This is a genomic window from Wujia chipingensis, from assembly GCF_014337155.1.
Taxonomy (GTDB): domain Bacteria; phylum Bacillota; class Clostridia; order Lachnospirales; family Lachnospiraceae; genus Coprococcus_C; species Coprococcus_C hominis.
Genome location: NZ_CP060632.1, coordinates 534753 through 557770, shown reverse-complemented (window position 1 = coordinate 557770; position 23018 = coordinate 534753). Strand labels below are relative to the sequence as shown.

Here is a 23018-nt window from a genome sequence, read left to right as displayed (position 1 = left end):
GAGTGAAATATTTTAACATAGTTTTTGCACCGCTGGCTAAAAAAGGAGGAATGACGATGACAACCTTAAATATTCGAATTCGTGCTTTGGAACACAATATCGAGATCATCAAATCTCTGGCTGCTGACGCACAGATCATAGCCGTATTAAAGGGGAACGCATACGGCTTGGGGCTGTGCAAATTTGCGACATTCTTACAGGCACGCGGAATCCGACATTTCGCAGTCACGGAGCTTGCGGATGCCATCGAACTTCGAGAGAAAGGAATCTTCGGGGAGATTCTGCTTCTGACACCACTTTATCATCCAGAAGATATTACACGCGCGATCAAACACGACATCACACTCAGTATCACAAGCGTTTCATGCGGGCAGATCTTGGAGAATACTGCCGCACGCTTAAATCATTTTTGCGCCCATGCGCATCTGTGCATCGATACAGGCTTTGGGCGTTATGGTTTCTTATGCAGCAAAACCTCGCAGATTGGCGACATCATCAACACTGTACATGCCATGACGCACGTGCAGGTCACGGGAATCTATTCCCATTTCTACGCCGCATGTTGCAAGAATGAGCGATTTGTCAAAAAGCAGTTTGAGGATTTTAACAACCTTTGCACTACTCTGACGGACGCAGGGATTCCACTTGGGATACGTCATATCTCCTCCTCTTCCTCCCTCGTCCGTTTTCCGTATATGAATCTGGATGCGGTCCGTATCGGTTCCGCATTTCTCGGTCGTCTCGCCGTTTCCAATTCCTGTGGATTTGAAAATGTCTGCGACCTGACAGCAAGTGTGGACGACGTATATGAGCTTCCTGCCGGACACAACATCGGCTACGGCAAAACCTGCCGTCTGACCAAAGCTTCTACAACGGCTGTCGTATCGGCTGGATATTTTCACGGACTTGGTATGACACGCGAGGCTGCTCCGAAACATCCCTCGCCGCTTCGTCTGCTTCGCCTGTGCAAGCATGCCTGCTTCCAGAAAAAACAAACGGCAGAGTTTGAAGGTCAAACCCTGCCAGTTCTTGGTCAGATCAGTATGAATTCATGTATCTTAGATGTGTCCAAAGCTCCCGTCTCTATCGGGGACTCTGTGACATTCCGGATCAATCCGCTCTTTGTGAATTCCGCAGTTCCACGGGTGTACTGCTAGATTATATAGAAAGATCAATCGGTCCATCAAATTTATTGATCTTCACACCATTTACAAGTAAGTCATCACTGATTTCAATCACGATGCAGTTCTTGCCATCGATCTTGCGTACTTCAATCGCATCCGTATGTTCAACCGGAAGGGAGACCTCTGTCTTGCCCGACTTGATCTTCAGCTTATTACTTCCTTCGAACACATTGCTTAAGAGTACCTTTCCGTTCTCTTCGGTTGCCTCATCGAAGGTCTTCGTGAACGCCTGAATCTCCTCTTCTTCAAATCCGCTTTCCTCTAAGATACGCGCCGTTTCTTTCTTATCAACCACGACTTCCTCCTGGCTGTCCTTTAACTCCATCTCATGCTCCCGCATGTTCGAGTATATTGCCTTCGCCTTATCAAATGTCATCTCCTCCACGGCTTCGATCGCATTGATAAACATCTCGTTCTGCTTACCGGCGGTCGCCGGAATCTCACAGCCAAACACATCCATAAGCAGACTGTCATTTAACTCAGATGGTTTCTTCGTATAGTAAAGTGCTGCGTGCACATCACTCATCCTCTCGTTGAATGCCGGGAATAAGAATCCGTTCATCGGCAGCTCGACCATCATATTCCGCATCGCATTCTCCAGACTGTTATCGACCGGGTTGTACATCAGACCTGCCTTCGATGGTTTGAGCGGACAAAGTAATGTCAGGTTGAACTTGTACACGACATCGGATGCATCCTCCATCTCGATTCCGTCCGCGGTCTTTCCCGGTACATCGTAGACACCATACACCAGCATAATATAATAATTATCCACATACGCATACGAATCGCGTATCTTCTCAAAATATGCCTGCAACACCTGTGGATCTTTCAGTTCACTGTTTAACACCTGCATGAGTGTATCACGGTTTGGCACTGTAATTCCATTTTCTGTACGAAACACAAGATTCAGCAGATTCTTACCGATCCGCCCGGACAATCCCTTCTTGATCAGATCAAAATATTTGTGCTGTTCTTCCTCCTGCAGAACAAGGAATTTTCCCTGCTCCAAAATATGCATCTCTTTATTCGCATCGACATAGCATCCGGCAAGCCCGTGAATGCAGCAGTCGTTCTTCGTCATAATCTTTTTTATCTCAGTTACTTCGTTCTGTATCATGTTCTATCTCCTAACTCTGATTTGTTCTTCATCCAAGTTAAACCACAATGGGCAGTTTTCACCACATACCAAAAGAAAAGGCACTGCCAAATCACGAGCAGTGCCTTTTTCTTTCGCAACTTTACACTGATTCTACTTTAATTTAATAATGATAGCATAAAATCACCGGAATTTATACCATATATTTACTTTATTTCACAAAATCCGTTATATTTCGAGCCACATAGACACCGCTGGCAGATGCATGTGACAACGAATGCGTGATTCCACTGCCATCTCCGATAATATATAGTCCCTTATGACGTGTCTCCAGTTTCTCATCCACATCAACTTCCATATTGTAGAATTTGACTTCCACGCCATAGAGCAGTGTGTCCTCGTTTGCTGTACCCGGTGCAATCTTGTCAAGCGCATAGATCATCTCGATAATGCCATCTAAGATACGCTTTGGAAGCACCAGACTCAGGTCCCCCGGTGTTGCACTGAGCGTCGGTGTGATAAACGCCTCATCAATCCGACTCTGTGTCGAGCGCCTGCCTCGGATCAGATCACCAAACCGTTGTACGATAACACCGCCACCAAGCATGTTGCTAAGTCTGGCAATACTCTCACCATACCCATTTGAATCCTTGAACGGCTCTGAAAAATGTTTTGCCACAAGCAATGCAAAATTTGTATTCTCCGTCTGCTTCTCCGGATCTTCATAGCTGTGACCATTTACAGTGATGATGCCATTTGTATTTTCATTTACAACAGCCCCCTTTGGATTCATACAGAAGGTACGCACGCGGTCGCCGTATTTCTCAGTCCGGTACACAATCTTGCTCTCGTAAAGTTCATCGGTCAGATGCGCAAATACAACTGCCGGAAGCTCCACGCGCACACCAATATCCACACGATTTGATTTCGTTGGAATCTCCAGATCATCGCAAATCTTCTCCATCCATTTGCTTCCGCTTCGTCCAACCGATATAATGCAATTCTCACATGTATAGGATGCATCCTTGCAGACAACCGTGTAGCCGCCCGCCGCTTCTGCGACAACCGAATTCACTGGTGTATCGAAGAAAAACTCCACCTTATCCTTCAGATATGCATACAGATTTCCAAGCACGACATAGTTGATATCCGTCCCCAGATGACGTACAGATGCATCAAGCAGATGCAGATCATTCTGAATGCATACCGTCTTGAACCGTGTACCCGCCGTCGAATAGAGCTTCGTGCCCTCGCCACCATAACGCATATTGATCTCATCAACATACTTCATCAGTTCGAGCGATTGTTTCTTGCCAATATACTCATAAAGCGTACCGCCAAAATCATTTGTAATATTATATTTTCCATCCGAAAATGCGCCTGCACCACCAAACCCGCTCATGATTGAGCAGCTCTTACAGCCGATACAGCTTTTCACCTTATCTCCATCAATCGGGCAATGCCGTTTGTCCAATGCATGTCCTGCTTCAAACACAGCAATCTTTAAATCTGGATTTTTCTGTACCAGTTCATACGCAGAGAAAATACCGCCCGGTCCTGCACCAATTACGATCACATCATACTTCATAAATAACCTCCCAAAATCAAAACATAAAAAAAGACCACGAAACAATTGTTTTCGTAGTCAACTCTTTACGGTAGTTGGTAGAAACGTTCAACCATATTATGAACATATACGCCTATTTGATTCATAGATTTAATTTATTCTATCATAATAAATAGGAATACACAATCGTTTTTTCTCTCTTTTTATAGCCTCTTTATAAATTTTTTCCTGCAATTCGCGAAATTTAATTCTTGACAAATGTCGATAAAACTGTATAATGATACATGTGTCTTACGGACACACCCAATTATAGGGGATTGGTCAAATGGTATGATAGGGGTCTCCAAAACCTTTGGCGGGAGTTCGATTCTCTCATCCCCTGCTTGTGAAAAAGCCTTGAAACATTGTGTTTCAAGGCTTTTTGTTTATAACATTTTACTGCATGCATCCAGAACATCAATCAGTTAGATCAGTTTTCCATCATCCTCATGTTTCGCTGTATCCAGATAGCGTGTTGAATTGAATATACGCATTGTATTGTGTATTGAGCTACTGCATATCATAAAACTTCATCGTCTCCCGGTCACGATATTCATGTTTCTCATAATATCCGATTAATTTCTGCTCACTGTCCCGCAAAGCCACCATGTATACGTCCTTGTTCTGCTTTGCATTGTAACTGGTATATACAATATTGTGACTTACATCTGCTGCAAACCAATCAACCACCTGTTGAATCCGCTTGTTCGATTCCGGGTTATGACAGGCAAGCAGACTTTTCCCTATGAGTGCCTCGCCACCGCGCTTTGCATAATTTTTAATTGCTGCAGGGTTCATGTAAATAATTTCATGCTGTAGGTTACAGATCACAACCGATACCCGTTCCTGATCAATAATGCTTTTAAAATATGCGTTTAATTCTTTCATAACGTTCACTTTCCTTTTTTGTCTTTTGGGCACATCCGCGTGCTTCATTGTAAATTCCAAGTTTTCCCTTTCAACACCAACTTCTCAAATGATTCTGCAAATCTTACATCATCTTCCTCGTTTCTTTTCCGTGGACCTTTCATATGATTCTTCCCGGAACTGCGCCGTGCTTTCTTGTTCAAATGCCGCTCCATCAGCATCTGGTCAATGTTCGCGTCTGTGTACCATTTCCCAGACTGATGGATCGCATACGCACCTTTCCCAAGTGCCATCGCCGCCACACCATAATCCTGCGACACAACGATATCGCCCTTATGACAAAGACTAATCAGCTTGTAATCCACTGCATCCGCGCCGGCACCAACCACGATCACCTCACTGTAATCAGAGTTCAGGACATGATTCGTGTCGCAAAGCAGTGTCGTCCGGATATGATATTTTTCTGCGATTTCCTCCACGATACGCACGACCGGGCAGGCATCGGCATCTACAAATATTTGCATGATCTATTTCCTCTTACTATGCAACCGTTGCCCCAAATGGCATCAGCGATAATTTCGCGAGCTTGAAAAATTGCTTTCCGAATGGAATACCTATAATCGTAATGCACAAGATACATCCCCAGACTACATCTGCAATCGCCATCGGGATCCCCGTCAAGAGCAGCCAGAATATATTCGCGATAAGACTCATCGCCCCGCCACCATATGTAACTTCCTTGCCAAACGGGAAGAATGCAAGCCCAGCGAACTTAAAGCACTGCAAACCAATTGGAATTCCTATGATCGTAATACACCAGCCGATTCCCGCAATCACCCACGAAAGCCCGGCTGCAAAGCCGCCAAATATAAACCATAAAATATTTCCAAGTATACCCATGTTTTTGTTTTCTCCCATAGTATTTTTATTCTTTGTTTTTGTGGTTTGCTTCCAGACTATATTGGCTTACCACGGTGCATTCATACAATAAAACAGCACCACAATCTGTGTCACGATCATCATCGGAAGTCCCACTGCGAAATAATTCTTCTGTGTCTTGTGATGAAATAAGTACATCGCAATTATACCACCGATCGCACCTCCAGCAAATGAAAATCCTAACAAAGTCGCCACCGGGATTCTCCATTTTCCCTTGATCGCCGCATACTTGTCAATGCCAAACAAGATAAACGTTACGAGATTGATGACGCCCAGATATAATAGCAGAATCTTCCTCTGGCTCATGTATCTTACAATGTTAAATGTCAGCTTGTCTGCCACATAGCCTTTTGCGAATAAGAATATCACAATGGCAATCACCAAGGTACAGGCAAGTGTGACATGAAGCATCGCATTTGATTTGGTTGTTTTTTCATGTAGTTTCATAGTATTTATGCCTTTTCTTATGCTGCCGCATTCGCATTAATTTCGTCAATCACCTTTCGTATCCCCATCCATACATTTAAGTCTGTGAATATCTCTACTACACTTCCTTTATCCGTAAATGGAGATTCTTGTAGTACCGACATATCTTTCATCATTCCATTATGTACAATATACTCAACAATCTGATTCACAAAATAAATCTGCCTTTCATCCAGACTCGTATCGGTAAGATATTCAGAAAATGCCTCCTTTGCCGCATTCATATCCAATCCTACAATTTCACGCACAAACTCACCGAGCGGTTTCGTTCCATATTCGTACTCGTAATCTTGCTTTGTTCCAACTTCTTTCCACAAAATTGCTTCCAAACTCTGAACATCTACACTCGTCAATGGCTGATTCGTTTTAAGCTTTGCAATCGCTATATTATCTTGATGGTTGCGTACATAATACTCCGCTTTTGCTTTATAATTTTTCAATTCATCATTGTCAAGTTCTGCATCATTCCAATCCATTGACAACAATTCATCCGTAAAATTTGTTATATATCTTACGACATTATCATTTGGAATATATTTCATCAATCCACGCAGCTTCTTGCGGATTTCTTCAAACTCATTAATTCCACCATTCTCCACATAATCTGTATGTAAGATTTTATTTATCAATACCTCCTGCGCCTGAATCTCCGGAATATTGGCTATACTTGCGACACGCTCCACCCGCTTAAACAAGTCACTTCTGGCTTTTGAATATTTCTTTCCTGCTAAATAAGCGAGTTCAATTCCATACATCAGGGCATCAAACCGAACAGCACTTGCTTCATCTCCATCCGGCTGTATCAATGGAGCGACTTCCTCTCGAACAAGTAATGTATCTTCGTATGAAAGTGCCTGATAGCTCTTTTCAGAAGAATACAGGTCAACATACTTCAGATGCTGACGTACAGCAAAATTATCGCGCGGCAATTCCTGTACTTTCTCACTCATTTGTCGAACCAGTGATTCTCGGAACGCCCGCAAATGATCTGCCTGATATACTATATCCTGTAATTTATATGCCATATCAAATTGCAAATTGAATATTGCTCCTTGCAATGCAAGCATGTTTGCTGTTGCTTTTCCTTTATGCAATCTGAAAAACTCAAAATTACCACAAAAATCAAAAATATAAAACTTCTGCTTATCTTCTCCATCCAACAGCCCTGGGCATAATCGCGTTCCTCGTCCAATCATCTGCCAGAATTTTGCCTTACTCATAACCTTTTTGAAGAACACCAGATTCAACACCTCCGGAACGTCGATACCAGTATCCAGCATATCTACCGATATTGCAATCTGAGGCATTTTCTTTGGATCTGAGAACTCATCAATTGCACTTTGGGCATATGTCATATAATTGTCAATAACCTTTGCATAATCGGGCAAATGTGGATATTCCTTATGAAATACTTCCAATATCCGTTCTGCATGATAATGATTTTTTGCAAAAATAATTGTCTTTCCAATCTTCTGACCATAGTCAATTTTTAATCCATTTGTCATTAAAATATTAAGTACCTGCTTAATTGTATCTTCATTAAAAATCCATTCGTTTAATGCTGCTGCACCTATTGATTCCGGTATTTCTCCGTTTTCGTCTTCGAAAGTCGCCTCATAAGCTTCCTTGTCCTCTTCTGATAATTCATCATACACAATGCCCTGGGTGATGAATTTCAACTGCGATTCAACCGATACGTAATCGACCAGATATCCATCCTTCACCGCTTGAGCCAAATCATATCCATAGGTTGGAACACCATTTTCCAATTCAAATATTCCATATGTATTTTTATCAATCTCATCCTTCGGTGTTGCGGTTAATCCAACTAAAGGAGCATCAAAATAAGTAAAAATATTTTGGTATTTGTTATAAATTGAACGATGTGCCTCATCGCAAATTACCAGATCAAAATGCCCACATGTAAATAATTTCCCCTGATCGTCATTCACTGTATCAATGCAATTCATCATAGTTTGATACGTTGAGAATACACAATGCGCATTATAATTATCCTTTTCCTCCACAAGATTCGTACAAGAAAGATTCGGAAGCAGATTCACGAAATTACGCTTTGCTTGTGTAACAAGTGAATTTCTATCTGCCAGGAACAAAATATTTTTGACCCATCCATGATCTAATAACACCTTACAAAGCGCAATGATCGTTCTTGTTTTTCCAGATCCCGTTGCCATTACAAGCAACGACTTTCTACGATTCTTCTCGTCAAAGCTATTGCAGACAGCTTTCACTGCCGCCTCCTGATAATAACGTCCTGCGATGCTTTTATCCACAGTTATATGGTTCAATCTTGTGCGCATAGCAAGTAAATTAAACCACTTTTCCAAATCCCGTTTCGAATAAATCATGGAACACTTTCGTTCCGGATATTGTCCATCGATAATATGTGTTTCAAACCCGTTGGTCAGGAAAATAACCGGTCTGCGATGATATTGTTTTTCCAGGATATCCGCATATAATTTTGCCTGTTGTCTGCCCTTGGAAACATCTGCACATGTACGTTTTGCCTCAATTACAGCTAACGGTCGCTGCATATCATCGTAAAGGACATAATCTGCACGACCATTTCCCGACTTACTTGGCATTCCAGAAAGTTCCACTTCGTTTATCCAGTCTTCTCCCTCTTTCCAACCAGCATCTACAAGCATGGAATCGATGTAAAGCTTCCTTGTTTTATACTCTGACAAATCCAGTGGTTTCGGTACATATGTCGGTTGATTTTCCTGTCTTCGCTTCGACAATTCTTCTTTCAAAGAAGCATTCTCCGCAATTAATTTCTTCAAATCAACTTCTTGCAGGGCTATCTCTTCCCGCTCGGATTTCTCTTTTTTCTCTGCTTCCTTAGATGCCTTTATCTTGTCAATTCTGGCTGTAATTATATCTTTATCAAATGTACGTTCTCTATATTCATCTGCATAACAACAAGCTACATAATCCAGAAAAATAAACAAATTTTCAAGACATAGCATTGCTTCATCTCTGCCAAGCTTTTTGTTACTATGTGCCACATTATTTCCCGATCTGCGAATATAATCCATACGTTTCAGCAAATCTGCGCTTACCAACTGTCTGAAATCTTCCGCATTCATCAAACTCTGCAAATTATCCTGATATGGCATCTCCAAATCTTTATCCACGGAATACATCCATTTTATGGCGAATTCCATTGCGCGACGGCTATTGATAATACTGGATTCCGGATCCATCAGAATGATCTTCTCTGCTGTAATAGCCACATCCGCAAATGCAGAAAATTTTGATTCTTTTTTCAAATAGTCAAAGTTTGTAATCATACAACAGCCTCCTTTCAGGTGTATGGTTATTTGATACATGATTTTCACTTTATTATCTCAATAACTTTTGATTTGTCGACTTGTTCTAAAAATAATACATACTCCTGTTGGAGTTCAATTGATGGTACAATTAGTTTTCTTTGTTTCAATGAATTAAACTCTATGTTATCCGCAGTAACCGCTCTAACACCCGTCAAGATATCCTTTTCATGCATTTTAAACTGAACCGCTAAAAATCTCGTAAGTATTCGTTCACTTGGTATAAACACCTTTAAATCTTGATTAACTGTTATTGGAACAGCATTTATCGCAACTGGCAAAGTATGCTTTAATATACCACTTCTAATGACCATAATCACAGAATTCACAGGAACCATTCTTGCAGTACTATTCTCTACACCCATTTGGTTAATCTTTATCTGACTGTCAGTCAATATATCTGTTTTCATATCCTTTGAAGAGACCCATGGTATATCACCATCTTTATAATATTCAGGATGAACTTTTGAGGGTGTCCCGCCACCATATATTTCTTTACACAAATTATCAACTGTATCAGTTATCCACCCTTTTTCATTCAAAACCGAGTTCCCGAACATCTCGACAAATCGGGCTTTGATGAGATCATCTAATAAAAATAATTCATTTTCTCTGTTTTCTAAAGCCAACATCATTTTATCAAGAACATCAACTATTACACGTTGCTCTTCTATTGGACAAATATCAATCTCTATTTCAGATAAAATAGCCTTATTTAAAGTCTTTCCCATTACCGCTTCATTACTACCTTCGTCCCAATTTTTAAATTTAAACATATACAATATATATTCTGGTAAGACCTCCACAACATGCTTATCAAGAAAAGCCATAATCGCTTCATTTGAATACATATCCTCAGCAGTAATCGCAGTTTTTCCAATAGATAATTTAAAACTCATTACAACAGTATTTGCAGGAATAACTTTTATTCCACTTTTTTGAATTGCGTTCTCAGAAAGATATTCTTTGGTTTCTGATATGTATTTACCTGTCCTGGTTAAATCAGCTATTGATATCCATTTGTGGTCTTCTGTATTCCAATATTCTGAATTATTGCGAGACGGCGTCTTCCCAATCTGCAAATCGAATATATCTTTTAATTTATATCTCATCCTTATCATCCCACCAAATCCGAATTTGCATATCACGCAATATACTTCTGATGGGATGATTTCACATTATTCTGGTTTACCATTGCATACTGCATGGTAGTATCTATTTGCGAATGTCCAAGTATTTTCTGTACCTGCTCTATCGGCATACCTTTGTCGATAGCTCTCGTTGCCATTGTTCTTCGAAATTTATGCGGATGTATTTTTTCCAAATTTAGTTTCCGTCCAAGCTCTCTTAATCTTATTTCAACTCCGCTAATTTTCAAACGATCATATGGTGCATCCAAAGTTACAAATAATGCAACATTATTATCCCTACGTGTAGCTATATATTTTTTTAAGTGAACCTTTGCCTTTGCGTCAAAATATACCCGTCTTTCCTTATCCCCTTTACCATAGACCACACATTCTCGTCCTTCCAAATCTATATCGTCAATATTCAAATTTACCAATTCACCAACTCGTATGCCAGTGGAATATAACAAATCTATAATTGCAAGGTCACGTATTTCTCTACAATTATCGCGAAGTTTTTCTATCCCCTCATCCGATATCGTGTTCTTTACAACTTTCTTAGTTTTTATCTTGTGAATTCTCTTCATCGGACTTTTCAATATATAATCTTCCTCTTCAAGCCAAGAGAAAAAGCTTGAAATATTCCTTCGGACATTATCTATCGTCACATTTGAACAATTATTTCTTTTTTGATACTCTGCTAAATAAACACGAATTTCCTCTGTCGTTATCTTTCGTACTGCGGTTTCAATCTGTGTAAACATGTGTTCAATCGTCACTCGGTAATATTGTATCGTCCGATCTGAACACCCTTCCACGCGCTTCGCAGCTAGAAACATATCTAAAAATTCATCATTGGAAATATTCGAATGCTCTACTTCATTCTCTGCAAATGTTTTCAATATCACTTCCTGTAATTTTTTCATCTGTGCAATAGACAAGAACTCTGACATTTCATTCAGTACTTTTACTATTTTTTCATCCATGCTAATATCTCCTTTTGTCGATACCAGCATCATCCAACCATTTTTCTTATATTCTTTCCACTGCATTAATGCATTCTTGATAGAATATTGATTTACATTATTATCATGATTTTTTTATAAGTTATTTTAGCCAAAATATTTTTGCATTAAACTATCAAATAACATCTGTGTCTCATCCAACGCCTTCTGTACTGCAACTTTTGATTTGTCGACTTGTTTAATAAACTCAACGAATTTATCCTGCTTATCTTTTACAGGCACAATAACCTTTAATTCACTAAGTGTTTTAAGGTTAATATTTTTCTGTGCCGACTCAGGAGCTTGCGATTCAAGTATTGCCTGAAAAAACGAAAACCAATAATGAATAAATATATTGTTTGTCTTTTCATTAGCATTAAATCCAACAATACTATCCGGAAAACAAGCATCAAATTTCAGTATTGATGTTTTTGCAATATTGGCAGCAATCGTAATGCAAAGAGTGCCGTTATCCCACATCTTACTCTGTTTCAATCCTAGTTCAGAATATGTACTACTATATGATGTAATATACAAGCCTGCATTTGCAACATCCCCCGTTTGAATCAAAGGATAATCGCCGCCTAATAATTTAGGATCATTTCTAGGTCTATGTTTTGATATACCACGTCCAAATTCACCAAGTTCTGGTAATGTTGATTCAGGTAAACCATTAGAGTTTGATACTGGATCACCAAACATCTCGACAAATCGGGCCTTGATGAGGTCATCCAGCAACTGTAATTCTTGTTTTCTTACCTCAATAATTTGCTCTAGTACATCAAACTGACCACATATCTTATCCTGTTCTTGAACACTCGGATATGATATTGTCATTTTTAGAATATCTTTCATACATGGATGTTTCAAACTGGCACCTCTATAATAAGATGCTATTTCATGAATATTACCTCTCATAAAGTAATATAGATATTTATTTGTCAATTTATCAATATCTTTGCTTGTAGCAATTCTATTATCACCAGTTACAAACTTTCCTTTATGATATTTTACAGTAGGAATACCTCCCCAAGGTATAGATATGATTTCCCCTTCACTCAATCTATCTCCAGCAAGTTCCTCAGTTGTAAAGCCTACATCTTTACCAGTATAAAGAATTCTAACATCTCCATCATCGACTCTTAACGAATCCAACTCATCCGAAAGCAAATACTTGTACTTTATAGTTTTGGGTTGCCACTTCTTGTCAACATTATTAAATTTTTTGTCCCATATAGTTACTTGCCACAACGGTATATCTTTTGCTATATATCTCATCTCCATCATCCCACCAAATCCGAATTTGTGGTTCCCTTTCCTTTTTTTACAATTCATAAACAGTATAATTCAAAAATCTTGACATATACTTTTTATTTGTTATATTAACACTAGCCAACTTGTGATGGATAAAAGCTGGGTTCCCAAATGGGAGTAGGCATATTTATATATGCTTAGAATCCTTTGCTCCTAGGGTTGGCTTTTTATTTCCTCTACTCCTTCAACAACTTCTCCAGCTCGTCCATTTCCTTGCGTATTTCTTCCTCTATACCGCGAATATTCGCCATAATTTCCGATGTCGGCGGATATTCTACTGGTACATACTCAACTTCCTTGTATTTATTGATACTCAAGTCATACGCATTATCTACGATATCTTTTTTCGGTACCATAAACGATTTATCTGTACGTTTTCTATCTGCCTCTTTATCCAGATTTCTAAACCGTTCAATAATATCCGGAATATCATTTTCGGCAACCGGTGCACGTTTGTCATCCAGACTGAATCCATCCGCTGTCATATCATAGAACCATACCTGATCGGTTCCACCATGTTCTGTCTTTGTAAAAATCAAAATAGCCGTTGATACTCCTGCATATGGCTTAAATACCCCTGAAGGCATAGAGATTACTGCTTCCAATCTCTGATTTTCTACGATTTCTTTCCGTATTGACTTGTGTGCCGTAGATCCACCAAATAAAACGCCATCCGGTACGATACATGCACATCTTCCCCCAATCTTCATAATTCGTAAGAATAATGCAAGGAACAGCAATTCCGTTTTTTTCGTCTTGCACACTTTCAATAGATCGCCCGATACTGACTCTGCATCCAAACTTCCCTTAAATGGCGGATTCGCCAATACAAGCGAATACATATCCTTATCCGAATTTTGATCAGATAAACTATCCCGATATTCAATGAACGGATTGTCAATTCCATGCGTCATCATATTCATTGCACCAATACGAAGCATTGTCCGGTCCATATCATATCCATGAAACATCTGATTCATATAATGTTCTTTTTTCTTTTTATCAAAGAAGATTTCATCTCTTCGATTTTCTTTCAAATATTCACCTGCAGCAACCAAGAATCCCGATGTACCACATGCCGGATCACATATTACTTCATCTGCGGTTGGATTCATCATTTCCACCATCATCCGAATAATATGTCTCGGTGTTCGAAACTGCCCATTTCTGCCAGATTGTGCAATCTTTGACAACAAATATTCGTATACATCTCCCCGAACATCTGCTGTCTGAATCTCATTCATCATACTATAGATTTCATCCAATGAATCTACAACCTTTGACAATACCAATGGCGTCGGCAACTTAAATATTGCATCATCCATATACTTGGAATATGCACTGTTCTTATCACTATGCAAAGTTTTTATAAAAGGGAATACCCATTCCTGCATGATTGAATACATCCTATCTGCCGGAAAATCATGGAATACTGACCACTTTAATTGTGTTCCATCTATCGTTCTTTCGCCAATCTTTACTTCCTCTGCAAAGATACTTTGAAATGGTAATCCGAGCATAGCACTTTCCTTTGCCCGTGTATTATCTACATCATCCAAATCATGGATAAACATGAGATACGTAATCTGCTCAATCACCTCCAACGGATTTACCAATCCTCCGGCCGCAAATATATCCCACAAACCATCTATTTTGTTTTTCAACTCGCCTGTAATCATCCTCTTATTTCTCCTGTCCTATGATTCATTATTCCATGTATATTTTGTATATCTTCCGCCACCTAACTTCAATACTTCACCCTTCTCAACAAGCTCCGCCAGAGCTCTTTGCACTGTCACCTGACTAATATCCGGACATTTGCGCATAATTTCTGTCTTCGTAATCGTTCCAATCGTACTTTTGATAATTTCGCGTATACGATCAGGTTTTGAAATTCCATCTCTTGATAATATTGCTACTCTTGATGAAAAATCCCGATATGCAGCAGCTACAATTCCCAGCATGTACTTCGTAAATGGTTCATAATCATTTTCTTCCTCATACCATCCATACGAACTTCGCTGTAAACTATCATAATAAAGTTCCTTTGTATCTGATATCAATTTTTCAATACTAATATACTTTCCAACGATATAACCTGCTCTATATAGCAAAAGCAATGTCAAAAGTCTGCTCATTCTTCCATTTCCATCCTTAAATGGATGAATACACAAGAAGTCAAGTACAAACATCGGAATCAATATAATCGGATCAATTTGCTGTGTTGCCATCGCAATATCAAATGCCTCACATAATCTTTCCATCGCCTCTGCTGTCTCCCATGCAGGCACAGGCTTGAAACGTACACGTTTTTCTCCATGTTCATTTTCTTCTTCAATTACGTTATCCGCTATTTTATACTTTCCGCCATAATCATAGCCCTCAAATTTATACATATCCCTATGCAATTGCAATATTATAGATGGTTTTACCGGAATATGATCGTGACTATCATGAATCGTATTTAGTACATCTCTATATCCCGCAATTTCCTTCTCATTTCTTGTCTGCGGTCTTGTCTTTTCATTTACAAGAGCCCGCAATCGTTCATCAGATGTATAAATACCCTCTATTTTATTGGACGCTTCCGTACTTTGAATCTTAGCTATCTCCCACAATTGTGTTAGCGCATCTGTCTTTGCTTCTACAAAAAGCTTTTGTTCCCCCCTAAACTCATGAATTTGTGCAATATAAGACACTATCTCCGGTGTTAAAAGTTTTTTCCACTTCTCTCGATAATCGTATTGTCTCATTACATCACCTCAATAATATTCTGTTGACATAGTTTGAGTATATTGTTTAATTTTATCAAAGTCAAGTTTAATTTTATCATTTTTGTTTTTATGATAAAATTAAATTGATTTGATATAATTAAAAAGGGAACTTTTGCAAATTTCTACAAAAGTTCCCTAAAAAATTAAATTCTTTCTCGTACCAACATTGTTGCATATCCCATAAGATTTTGTCCATTCCATTGTTTTGGTTCCAATCTTTTTGGATCTTTCATTGACAATCCGACGCCCCAGATTCTGTCATTCACTGCTGCCTCTGCAAGGATCGCATTTCCAGTTGCTTTCAGCTTCTCTCCTAACTCCGGATTCTGTGAATATTTTGCCATAAGTCCTTCAAAAATGATAATCTGGCGAACGCCATTCCATACATTATCTATATAACCTGACACCTTTCGTCCCAGTTGCTTAATATCTGCGACATCATCTGTTGCAAGAATCTGTTTTGCAATTTCATTGTCTCCAAATACAACCGCTTTCTGGTGCATCATATACTGCTCCATAGAAGTATATTTTACATCACCAACTGTAAAATCGGACAGATACCAATTACTTAAATATCCATTCTCTTCATCCGGATTGTGAAATGTTATTACCTTCATACCTTTATTCCTCTCTTTCTTTTTCCTGTTTTTTATTATAGTCACATATCTATCGATTGTCATGCCTCTTTTTGAATATTCGAATTGACAACCTTTATGTTTTGTTATACCATCGATACACAAGAAACGGGTTTTTACCGGGTAGGGCTTACGCCTGACAGGACTTGCTCGTTTCTTTTTTATTTTCCCTCACCTCAACATTCCCCTTGCATTTCCCCGTTTCCTGTGCTATAAAGTAAACAGTGTTTACCAAAGGAGTACAATTATGCGCGAGAGCACAAAAGCGACCAGAGCAACAATTTTACAGAGTGCGAAAGAGATTTTCTTGGAATGCGGCTATCAGGAAGCATCCATGCGAAAGATCGCTGCGCGGGCAGGTATTACCCCCGGTGCGATATACAAGCATTTTTCAGGGAAGGAAGAAATGTTCGGCGAGATATTCGCAGAGAGCGGAAATAAGCTGATGGCACTGAGTGAGTCCATGCTGGATATTGACTTTTCGGCGATGTCCGACGAGCAGCTGATGCAGGTATTCTATTCCCGCATATCCATCCGGACTTTCGAGCTGTTAGAAGATGATATGCAGCTCTTCCACATGCTGTTAAAGAATGATTCCGGCACCTATATCCGGAACTTCCGCAAAGTTTATATCGCGCGCTGCAACAAATTCGCAACGCGCTTTTATCATGAATTATATGTACGCAGACTTGCGAAGAATCAGTTATCCGAAAAAACATGTTACATGCTGTCTCTGTCTGAGTTCTCGATGATCTGCGAGATGATCGCCGATGATACCTGCAAGGACGGCTTCACCGAGGAGATGAAGCAGGCATTTTTAGAGGCGATGGATGTGCTGATGCACGGCATTGAAGCGACGCTTGGATTACAAGTCCAAGATGTGCCAAATCATTGAGATAGATTTTGCCAAGAAAGGATGATTTAGTTGAAGTACGGATTCTCACAGAAATTATTTGGATATTTTTATCACAGCTCCTGCATGAAGCAGGCAAAAAGACAGCATTTGCAGATTGACAGCAAGGCGATCAAACAGGAATACCGTGCCATCCTGACGCGCGCCAAGGATATCGGCAAATCCCGGCTGATGAGTTCCTACTGCATGGGCGCATATTTCATCGCATTAAACCGGAACACAACCTTATCCCCGGAGGAATGTTATGCCCTGTATAAGGACGGCCTCTCCGCTAATCAGTTGTTCCACAAGGTCATGGGAAATGCAGACAGCTATCTCGATGCGAAGAAGCTTCCAGCCCGGAAAAAGTGGTCTGCCGACTCCCATAAACACAAATACGAAAATGACTGGGTCGTTGACATCTTAGAAGGCGGCGCGAATGATGATTTCGAGCTTGGCTACGATTATCATACATGCGGCATCTGCAGTCTGTGCCGGGATGAGGGATGTTTCGAACTCGCCAGATATCTCTGCCGCATGGACTATGTGCTTGCCGACATGATGCACATGCGCTTAGTCCGGACACAGACGATCGCAGAAGGTGCAACTCACTGTGACTTCCGGTACAGCCGGATTGATTCGACGCCGGGAAAAAATTCTTAACAATCGCTCTCCCGCTTCATGCTTGCCCGCCGCTTCCGGTCCACTTCGATCCATTCATCGAGCGTGAGCGGGACATAATCCGAGAACATACAGAAACAGTTGATCATCTGGCACGGGATGGAAACCGTTTCTTCCGTGCCGGCTTTTCCAAGCACCGGACGCGTGGATGCACGCGTCTGGCGCTGAAATTCATCGATCAGATACTCGTCATATGTATTATGTACATGCCCGTACAACATATACGTCTTCGGTTCTCCCTTCGCATTCCGGCGGTACTGCCCGTTGTAGCACATAACCGGATAGTGGCAGAGAATCACCTTTCGATTGTTATCATTGATTTCTCTATAATGCGTAATCCATTCAAAACGCGATGGATCAAATTGTTTGTTTGCAATAAAATAATCGTGATTTCCGATGATCAGATACTTCCTGCCATTCAGCCTCTCCAGAATGGCATTTGCTGCTTCACCCTTTTTCGAAATACAGAAATCTCCTAAGATTACAACTTCATCACGTTTCCGCACACGTGAGTTCCACTGTGCGATCATATATTCATTCATGGCTTCGCCGCTCTCAAAGCCGCGACAGTCCATACGTGTATTCAAATTTTCATGGCAGAAATGTAAATCTGCAATATAATAACGCATGTCAGCGTTCCTCCCTTTCCCCAACACTGTCCTTATTGTATGCTTATTTTGATCCGCAGACAAGATAGCATTTGCATTTCTTTGTAAAAGAAAAGACACTCCAAAGTCTATACTCTGGAATGTCTTCACATCTCGTTCTTATACCTTAATTATATTTCCACTGTTCGCTCTCTAACTGCACATCGACCATATGCTTGTAGATACCCTTCTTCTCCTTCAAAGCAGCCGGCGTTCCCTGTTCCGCTACCACACCATCTTTCAGGACGACAATCTGATCCGCGCCATCGACCGTACGCATACGGTGTGCAATAATCAGAACTGTCTTGTTCCGGATCAGCTTGGAGATGGACTCCTGAATCACGGACTCATTATCCACATCCAGCGAGGCGGTTGCCTCATCCATCAAGATGATTGGTGCGTCCTTTAAGAATGCACGTGCGATGGAGATTCTCTGCCGCTCACCACCGGATAATTCGGAACCATTTTCCCCGATCATGGTGTTCCATTTGTCCGGTAATTTCTCGATAAAGTCCGTACAGTTTGCAAGCCTGGCTGCTGCCATAACTTCCTCGTCCGTTGCATCCTTGCGACCGATCCGGATGTTCTCCATAACCGTGTTGTTAAAGAGTGTCACATCCTGGAACACGATGGAATACAGGGAAAGTAATGTCTCCGGCTCGACCTTCGATACATCCATACCTCCAACTGTAACAGTACCTTTCTGGATATCCCAGAATCTTGCCGCCAGTCTCGATACGGTTGTCTTACCACCACCAGATGGACCGATCAGAGCTGTTACCTGCCCCTGCTTTGCCGTGAAGCTGACATCGGAGAGCACCTGCTCGCCACTGTCATAGGCAAATGCCACGTGGTCAAATACAATATCATAGCCCTTGTTCGTCAGTATCTCTGCGCCGGTCTGCTCTTCGTGTGACAGGATCTCATCCATACGCTCACAGCTCGGCTCCAGACTGATCAGAGCGGACAGGTTCTGCAATGCAATCTGCAAAGGCTCATACATTCTTGTTACAACAAGCAGGAACACGAACAAGGTCAGTACATTGATCTCTCCATTTACAAGCAGGATACTACCAACCAATGCAACCGTTCCAATGCCGAGCTTCAGGATCATCTGTGCGGAACATACATAAGCTGCATTCTTAAATTCCAGCACGATGGCATTTTTCTCTACGGCTTTGATCTTCTTGTTCAAGCCTTCCATGTACGTCTCTGTCATGTTGTTTGAACGCAGGTCACGGATCGTCTCCAGTCCCTCCTGAATTCCATCAAGACAGGAAAGCTTATATGTCATTGTCTTCTTCTGTACAGACTTCAGACCTTTTCTCGAAGTCAGTACGATGATAAATGCAATCGGCATCACCCATACAGCGGCAAGTGCCATCTTCCAGTTGAAGAACAACAATCCAATTACAATAATCGTTGTGGAGATCATCGAACCGATCAGCTCCGGAATCCAGTGGGAGCTTCCTGTCTCGAGCAATGCACAGTCTGACATGATCGTATTCGTCAGATCGGACAGATCCTTCTTCCCGAAGAAGGAAAGTGGCAGGCGGCGAAGCTTCTCAGCAAGCGCACGTCTACGCACACCACTTTCGACATAGGTGGAAAAGAAGGTTGCGTTATATTGGAAATAAGTTGTAACTGCTACAAGTAAAAATACTACGACGATTCCGCCGATGAAGAATCCAAGCTTATCCTTTGGCACCTTGCCATCAAGCAGATACGAGGTAAGCTGATACAGAAGCCCAACCGGCAGCATCAGCACAAGGTTCGCGATTGTGACTGCCACAAACGCTTTTATCATATTCTTTGCACCGTTTTCGGACAGTGCGTATTTATGTTTCAATTTCTCGATCATGCGGTTGCACCTGCCTTTCCTACCTGCCAGTTCACGGACTTGTTATATTCGTTCCACATATGTGTGTAGATGCCGTCCTTGGCTGCCAGTGCATCATGTGTACCGGACTCTGCAATCTTTCCATCCTTCAACACATAGATCTGGTCCGCATTTGTCACTGTCGACAGACGGTGTGCGATCATGATCACCGTTTTATCCTTGGATAGATTCTCAAATGCGCGCTGCACCTGCCTCTCATTGTCCGGGTCAGCAAATGCAGTCGCCTCGTCTAAGATCAGAATTGGTGCATTCTTCAGGAATGCACGTGCGATCGACAATCGCTGCATCTCACCACCGGATACATATGTTCCCTTTGAGCCAATCACCGTGTTCACACCGTCCGGAAGCTTCTCGATGATGTCGCTGCACTGTGCCTTCTCCAGCGCGTCCATTACCTCGGCATCCGTCGCGTCCGGTCTTCCCATACGAACATTTTCCAGAATCGAGGTCTTAAGCAGCTTACTATCCTGAAATACATATGATACCTGATTCATCAGCTCCTTGCTGTCAATGTTCTTCACATCCACACCACCGATCTCAATGCTGCCACTCTTGACATCCCAGAATCTTGCAATCAGTGATGCCAGCGTCGTCTTACCACCACCGGACGGACCAACAAACGCGATATGGGAACCTGCCTTGACGGAAAGCGTGATGCCGTCGATCGCATTTGCCTTTGCCTTATCGTAAGCAAATGTCACGTCCTTCAACGCGATGGATGCATCCTTTGATGTCTGCTTATTTGCTGACTCCGGAAGTTCCTTCGCATTTAGCACCTCATCCATCCGGTTCAATGCATCCTCGACGAGCATCTGTGATTCACCTGCATATGCAACCTTCATCAGCGTTGTGGTAAGTACCGAAGTCACCAATATGTAGAAAATCAGGTTCAATACGAATTTGTCTGTGACTGTATTTCCACCTAATGTATACGCGGCTACAATCAGTGCTGCAAATATGCCATTGCAAAATACCGTGAACCCAATCATCGGAATCATCATGGATTTCGTGTAATCGATTGTCCATTTCTCATACTCATCGATGGCTGTCTTAAACCGCTTGAATGAAAAGATCGTCTGTCCAAATGTCTTTAAGACCGGTACGCCTCGCACATACTCTACCGCCTCGGAGGACATTGTCTCCAGCGAGTTCTGATACTGCTTCATATCCTCTGCCATCTTCGGTCCCATCATCATCGTACCCATGATAAGGAATGCGAATACGGCAGGAATCAGGCTGATCAGACCAAGACGCCAGTCAAAGCTTGCCATCAGTACAAGCAGCCCGATCGGTGTTGCTCTTGATACGACCTTATCTGGCAGGTTGTGTGCCAGAAATGTCTCTGTCGCTGCGGAGGAATCCATAACGATCTTTCGAATCTTTCCGGTTCCCTCTGTCTCCACATAACCAAGTGGAAGCTTCATGATGTGGTTCATCATCGCGATACGCATATTTGTCTGCACGCGGAATGCTGCCTTATGAGAGCACATCAAAGCTCCGATATAAAGCACCATTGCGAGCAGGGCAAATCCTACCGCCTGCCATCCATAGGATGTGATATGTGTGGCTTTGGAATAGTCTGGTCTTACTTCTAAGACCTCTTTTATAATGCGCCACACATCATAAAACGGAATCAGCGCAACCCAGGCACTGATTGCTGCCAAGACGCAGGATGCATAGGAAAAATACTTATGCGTTCCGGCAATTTTCATAAGTCTTGACATTGCACTTTGCTTTTTTGCCTTCATGACAAAACCTCCTTGAACGTTTATTTTAAGTTAGCCTTCGCTAACCTATATTTGATTTTTTTGGCAGTGCACATCGCTATGCACTGCCTGTTATTCCAATCCAAAAACTGATTTCCAACCTGCGAAATTGAAGATTTGTACATTCTTCATAAAGGCTGCTGCCTCATCGTATGGCTTGTCGTGTGTCAGCACCTCGTAGATATACTGCCAGCCGGTTCTGCAGAATACGTGGATGAAAAATTCATCCGCGGTCGCATTCTCATTTGCATACTGTTTCGCAAATATGTTGTAATACTGCTCCTCGATCGCCGCGAGCTTATCAAAGTAATCTTCATATTCTGTCCCCACCGAATGGCAGAACAGAAGCTGAAATTCTTCCTTATACCGGTAGATATACGCCAATACCTGATCGGTTCCCTCGTTGCCCTCCTCTATGGCATGATCCATGTCCGGACACTCGGTTGCCTTCTGTATGCTCTGCATATACATCTCCATCAGACCATCTGCCGCTTCCTGTACGATTGCGGTGAAAAGTCCGCTCTTGTCGCCAAACCGGGTATATATGGAATTGGTACTGACTCCGCATGCCGCCGATATCCGCCGCATGCTGGCATCATGGAATCCATAGGTAAGGAATTCTTCCTTCGCTGCCTGAAGCAGGGATTCCGTCACACCGGCTGTCTCACGTCGCATGAGCTACTCCTTCTCTTCGTTAGTTGTTGCTGTTATTTATATTGTTTTATTTTTCATAACACCGTTATT

The 23018-nt window shown here is 41.5% G+C and carries 20 protein-coding genes, 1 tRNA gene and 1 riboswitch; of the genes, 4 read left to right on the top strand and 17 right to left on the bottom strand.

Going from position 1 to position 23018, the window contains the following annotated elements:
* Window positions 1-56: 56 nt before the first annotated feature.
* Window positions 57-1157 carry an alanine racemase gene (gene alr, locus H9Q76_RS02740; RefSeq protein ID WP_249321559.1) on the top strand — a complete coding sequence of 367 codons (1101 nt, stop codon included), beginning with the start codon at window positions 57-59 and terminating at the stop codon, window positions 1155-1157.
* 1 nt (window position 1158) lies between these two features.
* Here alr and H9Q76_RS02735 read toward each other — a convergent pair whose 3' ends face one another.
* Both H9Q76_RS02735 and H9Q76_RS02730 read right to left on the bottom strand, forming a co-directional pair.
* On the bottom strand, window positions 1159-2304 hold the full coding sequence (locus H9Q76_RS02735) for a DUF4317 domain-containing protein (protein ID WP_249321557.1): 1146 nt from the start codon (window positions 2302-2304) through the stop codon (window positions 1159-1161).
* 190 nt (window positions 2305-2494) lie between these two features.
* Entirely contained in the window at window positions 2495-3871 is a 1377-nt protein-coding gene (locus H9Q76_RS02730) for an NAD(P)/FAD-dependent oxidoreductase (RefSeq protein ID WP_118373792.1), read from the bottom strand.
* A gap of 34 nt (window positions 3872-3905) precedes the next feature.
* Window positions 3906-4003, bottom strand: a riboswitch (purine riboswitch).
* A gap of 158 nt (window positions 4004-4161) precedes the next feature.
* Between H9Q76_RS02730 and H9Q76_RS02725 the strand changes: the two genes are divergently transcribed.
* Window positions 4162-4232: transfer RNA gene (locus H9Q76_RS02725), tRNA-Trp, on the top strand.
* Between the two features lie 167 nt (window positions 4233-4399).
* Here the strand turns inward: H9Q76_RS02725 and H9Q76_RS02720 are convergent.
* From H9Q76_RS02720 to H9Q76_RS02670, 11 genes are all read right to left on the bottom strand, one after another.
* Entirely contained in the window at window positions 4400-4777 is a 378-nt protein-coding gene (locus H9Q76_RS02720; RefSeq protein ID WP_021985784.1) for a PAS domain-containing protein, read from the bottom strand.
* A 44-nt stretch (window positions 4778-4821) separates the two neighbouring features.
* Complete coding sequence (locus tag H9Q76_RS02715) at window positions 4822-5280, bottom strand: YaiI/YqxD family protein (protein WP_249321555.1); 459 nt, start codon at window positions 5278-5280, stop codon at window positions 4822-4824.
* Window positions 5281-5296: 16 nt separating this feature from the next.
* The gene (locus H9Q76_RS02710; RefSeq protein WP_118373795.1) at window positions 5297-5656 is read right to left on the bottom strand and encodes a YccF domain-containing protein; all 360 of its coding nucleotides are present in this window, start codon (window positions 5654-5656) and stop codon (window positions 5297-5299) included.
* A gap of 66 nt (window positions 5657-5722) precedes the next feature.
* Window positions 5723-6142 carry a DUF1294 domain-containing protein gene (locus H9Q76_RS02705; protein ID WP_330594725.1) on the bottom strand — a complete coding sequence of 140 codons (420 nt, stop codon included), beginning with the start codon at window positions 6140-6142 and terminating at the stop codon, window positions 5723-5725.
* 17 nt (window positions 6143-6159) lie between these two features.
* Window positions 6160-9495 (bottom strand): DEAD/DEAH box helicase family protein, encoded by a 3336-nt coding sequence (locus H9Q76_RS02700; RefSeq protein WP_249321554.1) that lies wholly within the window; start codon window positions 9493-9495, stop codon window positions 6160-6162.
* A gap of 44 nt (window positions 9496-9539) precedes the next feature.
* Complete coding sequence (locus tag H9Q76_RS02695) at window positions 9540-10646, bottom strand: restriction endonuclease subunit S (RefSeq protein WP_249321552.1); 1107 nt, start codon at window positions 10644-10646, stop codon at window positions 9540-9542.
* 32 nt (window positions 10647-10678) lie between these two features.
* Window positions 10679-11647 (bottom strand): site-specific tyrosine recombinase/integron integrase, encoded by a 969-nt coding sequence (xerA, locus tag H9Q76_RS02690; RefSeq protein WP_249321550.1) that lies wholly within the window; start codon window positions 11645-11647, stop codon window positions 10679-10681.
* Between the two features lie 126 nt (window positions 11648-11773).
* Complete coding sequence (locus tag H9Q76_RS02685) at window positions 11774-12943, bottom strand: restriction endonuclease subunit S (RefSeq protein ID WP_249321548.1); 1170 nt, start codon at window positions 12941-12943, stop codon at window positions 11774-11776.
* Between the two features lie 212 nt (window positions 12944-13155).
* Window positions 13156-14658: a class I SAM-dependent DNA methyltransferase gene (locus tag H9Q76_RS02680; RefSeq protein ID WP_249321546.1), complete on the bottom strand. Its 1503-nt coding sequence runs from the start codon at window positions 14656-14658 to the stop codon at window positions 13156-13158.
* An 18-nt stretch (window positions 14659-14676) separates the two neighbouring features.
* On the bottom strand, window positions 14677-15732 hold the full coding sequence (locus tag H9Q76_RS02675; RefSeq protein WP_249321544.1) for a Fic family protein: 1056 nt from the start codon (window positions 15730-15732) through the stop codon (window positions 14677-14679).
* 164 nt (window positions 15733-15896) lie between these two features.
* Window positions 15897-16370: an NADAR family protein gene (locus H9Q76_RS02670; protein ID WP_249321543.1), complete on the bottom strand. Its 474-nt coding sequence runs from the start codon at window positions 16368-16370 to the stop codon at window positions 15897-15899.
* Between the two features lie 265 nt (window positions 16371-16635).
* Here H9Q76_RS02670 and H9Q76_RS02665 point away from each other — a divergent pair, with 265 nt between their 5' ends.
* Both H9Q76_RS02665 and H9Q76_RS02660 read left to right on the top strand, forming a co-directional pair.
* Window positions 16636-17283 (top strand): TetR/AcrR family transcriptional regulator, encoded by a 648-nt coding sequence (locus H9Q76_RS02665; protein WP_249321541.1) that lies wholly within the window; start codon window positions 16636-16638, stop codon window positions 17281-17283.
* Window positions 17284-17313: 30 nt separating this feature from the next.
* A complete protein-coding gene (locus H9Q76_RS02660) occupies window positions 17314-17943 on the top strand; it encodes an L-2-amino-thiazoline-4-carboxylic acid hydrolase (protein WP_249321539.1) in 630 nt (209 codons plus the stop codon).
* Here H9Q76_RS02660 and H9Q76_RS02655 read toward each other — a convergent pair.
* From H9Q76_RS02655 to H9Q76_RS02640, 4 genes are all read right to left on the bottom strand, one after another.
* Window positions 17940-18590, bottom strand: coding sequence for a metallophosphoesterase family protein (locus H9Q76_RS02655; protein ID WP_249321537.1), 651 nt, complete (start codon window positions 18588-18590; stop codon window positions 17940-17942). The genes H9Q76_RS02660 and H9Q76_RS02655 overlap by 4 nt on opposite strands.
* 145 nt (window positions 18591-18735) lie before the next feature.
* Window positions 18736-20469 carry an ABC transporter ATP-binding protein gene (locus tag H9Q76_RS02650; RefSeq protein WP_249321535.1) on the bottom strand — a complete coding sequence of 578 codons (1734 nt, stop codon included), beginning with the start codon at window positions 20467-20469 and terminating at the stop codon, window positions 18736-18738.
* Entirely contained in the window at window positions 20466-22256 is a 1791-nt protein-coding gene (locus H9Q76_RS02645) for an ABC transporter ATP-binding protein (RefSeq protein WP_249321534.1), read from the bottom strand. Before H9Q76_RS02645 ends, H9Q76_RS02650 begins: the two co-directional genes overlap by 4 nt.
* Window positions 22257-22346: 90 nt before the next feature.
* The gene (locus tag H9Q76_RS02640) at window positions 22347-22949 is read right to left on the bottom strand and encodes a TetR/AcrR family transcriptional regulator (protein WP_118373808.1); all 603 of its coding nucleotides are present in this window, start codon (window positions 22947-22949) and stop codon (window positions 22347-22349) included.
* Window positions 22950-23018 lie beyond the last annotated feature (69 nt).